This is a genomic window from Solibacillus silvestris (assembly GCF_051967575.1).
Taxonomy (GTDB): Bacteria; Bacillota; Bacilli; order Bacillales_A; family Planococcaceae; genus Solibacillus; species Solibacillus silvestris_B.
In genome coordinates this window covers 181084-187362 of record NZ_JBQCJW010000005.1, presented here as the reverse complement: position 1 = coordinate 187362, position 6279 = coordinate 181084, and the positions used below count along the sequence as shown (strand labels likewise).

Below are 6279 nucleotides of genomic sequence, written 5' to 3'. Positions count from 1 at the left end.
AATAAAACAGACAATAAATTAAGAATCAAAAAAATCACGTGGAAATACAAATTTACTTGAGTTAATCGACAGTCTCATTTCTCCTGCTATTCCTCTATATGGACGCTTAAACCGAACTCCCGCCGAAAAGACCGGACCCTCTTCACCCCAGATGCAGGAGTGGCACTCACTTTTCAGCGTTTCAGGCTTTTTTATGATGAAACGTTTGTTAAGCTAAGCCGAAGCAAGTATTTAATCCTAAGGAAATTAAAACAAATAAAACCCCCACATTTAGCAGGAGTTCAATTAGGTTATAAGAAAAATGCTAGAACGCTATAAACGCCTCGTTCAATAAACATAAGTGCGAATAAACCAATAATCGGCGAAATATCAATCATGCCGATCGGTGGAATAAACTTGCGGAAAAACCCTAAATACGGTTCACATACTGTTTCAAGGAAGCGACCAACAGCCGACTCTTGGAGTGCTGGTATCCAAGACATTAATATGTAACCAATCAGCATGAAGCGGTAGACGATAAATGCTGTTGATACTAATTGAAAAATAATCATTTTTATACCTCTCTATAATAAATTACTCGAATGTTAAATTCGAAATTTCTCCTGATACTTCAACATTTTCTGGTGTACAAAGGAAAATATCATTTCCTATACGCTGAATATCTCCACCTAAAGCATACACTGTCCCGCTTAAAAAATCGATAATTCGCTTCCCTTGATCTCGATCAATACGCTGCAAATTAACAACAGTTGCACGTTTATTTTTTAAATGTTCCGCGATATCCTGCGCTTCTGCATATACACGCGGCTCTACTAAAACAAGTTTTGAATTTTTTGATGAAGACGCAGCTTGTAGACTCACAACATTGTTATGGTTTTGCGTAACGACATCATTGCGCGGTGGTTGCTGCTGCATTTTACGCTCCTTTTTCATCCGATTTTGAATGAGTTGTGGCTGTTGCTTCTGCACTGGTTCTTGATAATATTGCTGTGATTCATTTTGTACAGCTTTTGGTCCTTGTTTTTGCGCTGCTTGTGTTTGAGCCGGAGCATATTCATCTTCCATTTCTTCCAAATAAAAGAATTTATCAAAAATATTTTTAATGCTCATATTAAATCCTCCTTAACCAACAAGAGCTGTTCCAATTCTTACAAATGTTGCCCCTTCTTCAACTGCAATTTCGAAGTCATTTGACATGCCCATCGATAATTCAGTACAAGGTACATTTGGTATGTTCAATTGTGACACTTCTTGCTGCAACTGTTTTAACTGTTTAAACACTTGTCTTATAACGGTTTCATCTTCTGTAAAAGGAGCCATTGTCATTAAACCAACTACTTCAATTTTTGAAAATTGCTCAAGCTGCTTCACAAAGTCAAGCGCTTGTTGTTTCGTCAATCCATGCTTTGATTCTTCGCCCGAAACATTTACTTGCAAGAAGCATTTCACAGTTTTTGATGCCCTTTTTTCAATCTCTTCCGCTAAGCTTAGACGGTCCAGCGAATGTAAATAGTCGATTTGATCGATTATTTGCTTTACTTTTCTCGTCTGCAGCGAGCCTATATAATGCCAGGAAATGTTTGATTGAATGGACTGTAATTTATTGGCCAGGCCTTCTGGACGGTTTTCCCCCAGATGCTCAAGCCCAGCCTCAATTGCTTCTTCGGTGCGGATGACATCGACTTCTTTAGTCACCGCAATGATTTGAACTCCCTGATCCACATTCGCACGCTTTTTTGCATTTTCTATTTGGTATTGAATCTTTTTTAAATTTTCTTCGATTTTCGCCACTTTTTTCCCAACTTTACGACAATAGTTTCTTCCATTGTAACAAGGGTATGTTTAATTATCAATGAATAGGGCGACCTATTCATCGGGCGATTTCACTAATATGACATCTTTTCCGACTGTGAGAATATGACTAAAGGCAATTTTCTTAACTAACTCTTCCCCTTGAAATAAATGGTAAAACTTTTTTGGCGGAGAAATTATAAACGCAATGATGACACCTTCTTTTTCATCTACTTCTGCATCCACAATATAACCGATGAATTTTCCGCTCGTCGCTTCAATAATTTCCTTTTCCTGAACGGATGAAAATCGCATTCCTCCATCCTCTCTCTCAAGTATAATATTATGCTTCCCGAAATAGGTACATCCAGTTTTTTACAATTTATCCGAAAATCCTTTTAAAAAAACTGTATGAAGATGAAAAGGACAGCCCTACAATTTGGACAGTCCCTCATAATTTCTATCTATTTAACGAAAATCGCGCTTCATCATTTCTACTGCGCTCTTTTCCAACCTTGAAATTTGTGCTTGTGAAATACCTAAAGACTGGGCAATTTCCGTTTGAGTTTCACCTAGGAAAAAGCGCTTTTCTATAATCATTTTTTGTCTGCTGTTTAGCTTTTTCATACTCTCTTGCAATGAAATCGAACCGACCCAATGTTCTTCTGTCACTTTATCTTTAATCTGATCAATCATAAATATCGCATCGCCGCCATCGGAATATATCGGCTCCTGCAGCGACATCGGGTCTTGAATGGCATCAAGTGCAAATAAAACATCTTCTTTTTTCATATCAATTGCTTGCGCTAATTGCTCGATTGTTGGTTCAGTTAAATGTTCCGCAATAAATTGTTCCTTCGCTTTCATCGCCTTATATGCAATATCCCGCAACGAACGTGATACTCTCAGTGCATGATGATCACGCAAATGACGGCGAATTTCTCCCATGATCATCGGTACCGCATATGTCGAAAATCGCACATTATGCTTCAGATCAAAATTATCAATCGCTTTTAATAAGCCGATACACCCTACTTGAAATAAATCATCTGCCTGTTCACCACGATATGCATAGCGACCTACAATACTTAATACTAAACGCAAATTGCAAAATACTAATTGCTCACGAACAATCCATTCTCCTTGCTGTAATCGGATAAATAAATCCTTCATTTCATCTGGCTTCAGTACTGGTAATGTTGATGTATCCACACCACATAATTCCACTTTTGTACGCATCCAACTTCACCTTCCGAACTTGATTGTCTTTTCAATCATTTTGTCCGAAATGCTATTCGCTATGCGCGCCAAAATTAACCAACTTATGCAATCGGTTCGTTCAAATATTCTCGTAAATCTAGTATAATTTTTTTCTCTAATCTTGAAATATATGATTGCGATATGCCTAAATGATCCGCTACTTCCTTTTGCGTCATTTCATCTTTTCCGTTTAATCCAAAACGGCATTCCATAATATATTTTTCGCGTGGTGTTAATTGATTGATGGCGTTAAACATATGCTGACGTTCGATTTTCCGTTCTACATCCAGTGTAATAATATGCTCTTCTGTTCCCAATATATCCGATAATAATAATTCATTGCCATCTGCATCGGCATTTAGCGGCTCATCGAAGGAAACTTCCCCCTTCATACGGCTTGTTTTTCGTAAATGCATCAATATTTCATTTTCGATGCAGCGTGATGCATACGTCGCCAATTTGATGTTTTTATCCAAATTGAATGTTTCAATCGCTTTTATAAGCCCAATTGACCCGATACTAATTAAATCTTCTATCGGAGTGCTTGTATTATCAAAACGTCGTGCAATATAAACGACTAAACGTAAATTTCTTTCAATTAACATATCTCTGGCATGTAAGTCACCATTCATAAAAGCTTCGACTACGACAACTTCTTCTTCACGAGTTAATGGAATCGGCAATGAATCATGTCCCCCTATATAGTATGTCCCTTTTTTTCTAAAGTAGCTCAGAACGTTTAAAATTATCGATTTTATTTTTTGAAGCAATATCGATCCTCCCTTATGAATTCGTTAGGACAAACACATGTGCAATCATTTGTGCATTTTGCGGAAAGCGCGCATCATTTTTCGTAAAAACTACATAGTGGTTCGAATACGTTTTATTATGAATGACAATGGAGATACGGAAGGCTGGTAAAAGTACTTTGCCTTTTTGTACTGTTGTAATAGGAACAATCCGTATCCGCTTCTGCATTTCCTTTGAAAACATTGTCAATGAGTATGGCTCCTGCTCATTCCACGCAAGCAGGCATTCATTAAATTCAGGCGGCAACATCGATTGAACGGATTTAAATGAGATAAAATGGACTGGTGCCTGACTAAATGGCTCAACACATTCATTTCCAGTATCGATATATGTCACAAGCTCTAACTGCTCATCCAATATTTCAACTATACTCGTCGTCACATAACGGCTTTGTGCAATATGCTGCAATTTTTGAAACCAGCCTTTTTTCATCACTGTCAAACTAATACATACTATGCCGAAACATATAAAAATATATACGAAAAATGGAGATGCAAGCAAAAATGGTTGTAATGCTGTTAATAATCCACCTGCGAGCAAAGTAGCAACGACAATCCACTTGCCTTGCTCGTAAAATATTTTCCATTTAAATGAAAAGGCAATGCCTAAAAGTACGATGAAACTTATCAGCAACATGAAGATGTTCCCCATAAATAACACAGCAATCAACGCACTACAAAAGGCTCCTAATAATAATCGCCAAATGGGAATGATGGTATATGTCATTGTTGCGGTAAATTTTAGTAATACGAGATTCATTAAAAAATTCATTAAAAGAATCCACTCTGCATACATGTATTGTCCTCCTGTAAACAAGACTATCAAAGCAAATATGAGATTTTTGTCTAACCGTTGCAGTAAAACCGAAGAATCGTGTGACATATACTTACGCCATTCAGACACATTCGACAAAAAGTTTCCGTAAAGAAAAATGCGGCAATGTACTGTAATTGCCCCGACAATTGAAGCACTAAGTCAATCAACATGCAAAACAGAGGAAATTGATGAATGCTGGCAAATAGATTAAAAACACTAAAGTGCATTAAAAATCTTTTCCCCGTATATATTTTAAAAAATCTTCTAATTCGGCTCATAATTTAGGTACGGCATTTTAACTTATTCTTTGCCAACACTCTTTTTATTCAAAATGAACAATAGCTTCCAAAAAATAAAAAACGATTATTCGCACTAAAAGGCAGAATAATCGTTTTTACTGTTATGAAAGCAGATGCTATTAGCGGTTGCGGCGATTTCGTAAAAACGTCGGAATGTCTAATGCATCATCTTGCTGATAGCTTGTTTGCTGAGGCTGGCGCGGCACTTCTTGCTGTACCGGCTCTTGTGCACGCACAGGCTGTTGCTGTGTTGCAGCTTGCTGGCGAGCACCGATTGACGGACGGACGGGCTGTGGTTTTTGCATAATAAAATCATCGGAGAAGCCTGTTGCAATGACTGTTACAATAATTTCGTCATTCAAGTTATCGTTAATAACTGAACCGAAAATCATATTAACTTCTTCATCTGACGCTAATTGTACAATATCAGCCGCTTCTTGAACTTCATATAAACTTAAGTTCGTTCCTCCTGTGATATTCATAATTACACCTTTTGCGCCATCGATTGACGTCTCTAAAAGCGGAGAAGAAATCGCCTTTTTCGCTGCTTCCACTGCACGGTTTTCACCTGAAGCAATCCCGATTCCCATTAATGCAGAACCTTTATCCGACATAATCGTTTTTACGTCCGCAAAGTCCAAGTTAATTAAACCAGGTGTTGCAATTAAATCGGAAATCCCTTGAACACCTTGACGCAAAACATTATCCGCCTCACGGAATGCTTCTAGCATCGGTGTTGATTTATCGACGATTTGCAATAATTTATCATTTGGAATGACGATTAACGTATCAACCGCTTCCTTCATGGAAGTGATACCGCCAATTGCCTGTGTTTGACGTTTGCGGCCTTCAAATGTAAATGGACGTGTTACGACACCTACTGTTAAAGCGCCCAATTCACGTGCAATCGAAGCGATAACAGGAGCAGCGCCTGTACCAGTGCCGCCACCCATTCCCGCTGTGACGAATACCATATCCGCTCCGCGCAGTACTTCTTCTAATTGCTCGCGGCTTTCTTCGGCTGCTTTTTTTCCTACTTCAGGGTTGGCGCCTGCTCCTAGTCCACGAGTTAATTTACCGCCAATTTGTAATTTATATTCAGCTTTTGATAGATTCAAAGCTTGTGCATCTGTGTTAACAGCGATAAAATCCACGCCTTGTACACCATGTTCAATCATACGGTTAACAGCATTGTTACCGCCACCGCCGACGCCGATTACTTTAATAACGGCTAATTGGTCTGTACCCGTTTCAAATTCTAACATACACTTCTCCTCCTAATTGTTCACGTCATTCATTTTCG

The 6279-nt window shown here is 38.3% G+C and carries 8 protein-coding genes; all 8 read right to left on the bottom strand.

Annotated elements, in window-relative coordinates; translation table 11 throughout:
- Positions 1 to 290: 290 nt before the first annotated feature.
- Positions 291 to 551, bottom strand: coding sequence for a YggT family protein (locus tag ACTHOQ_RS05290; RefSeq protein ID WP_440494640.1), 261 nt, complete (start codon positions 549 to 551; stop codon positions 291 to 293).
- A gap of 22 nt (positions 552 to 573) precedes the next feature.
- A complete protein-coding gene (locus ACTHOQ_RS05285) occupies positions 574 to 1110 on the bottom strand; it encodes a cell division protein SepF (protein ID WP_440494639.1) in 537 nt (178 codons plus the stop codon).
- Positions 1111 to 1122: 12 nt separating this feature from the next.
- Positions 1123 to 1791, bottom strand: coding sequence for a YggS family pyridoxal phosphate-dependent enzyme (locus ACTHOQ_RS05280; RefSeq protein WP_440494638.1), 669 nt, complete (start codon positions 1789 to 1791; stop codon positions 1123 to 1125).
- A gap of 75 nt (positions 1792 to 1866) precedes the next feature.
- Complete coding sequence (locus ACTHOQ_RS05275; RefSeq protein WP_440494637.1) at positions 1867 to 2106, bottom strand: PRC-barrel domain-containing protein; 240 nt, start codon at positions 2104 to 2106, stop codon at positions 1867 to 1869.
- Positions 2107 to 2259: 153 nt separating this feature from the next.
- Positions 2260 to 3030, bottom strand: coding sequence for an RNA polymerase sporulation sigma factor SigG (gene sigG / locus ACTHOQ_RS05270; RefSeq protein ID WP_440494636.1), 771 nt, complete (start codon positions 3028 to 3030; stop codon positions 2260 to 2262).
- Between the two features lie 83 nt (positions 3031 to 3113).
- Positions 3114 to 3821, bottom strand: coding sequence for an RNA polymerase sporulation sigma factor SigE (sigE, locus tag ACTHOQ_RS05265; protein WP_440494635.1), 708 nt, complete (start codon positions 3819 to 3821; stop codon positions 3114 to 3116).
- A gap of 13 nt (positions 3822 to 3834) precedes the next feature.
- Positions 3835 to 4656, bottom strand: a complete 822-nt coding sequence (locus ACTHOQ_RS05260; protein WP_440494634.1) for a sigma-E processing peptidase SpoIIGA — start codon at positions 4654 to 4656, stop codon at positions 3835 to 3837.
- A gap of 439 nt (positions 4657 to 5095) precedes the next feature.
- Entirely contained in the window at positions 5096 to 6241 is a 1146-nt protein-coding gene (gene ftsZ, locus ACTHOQ_RS05255) for a cell division protein FtsZ (RefSeq protein ID WP_440494633.1), read from the bottom strand.
- Positions 6242 to 6279: the final 38 nt, after the last annotated feature.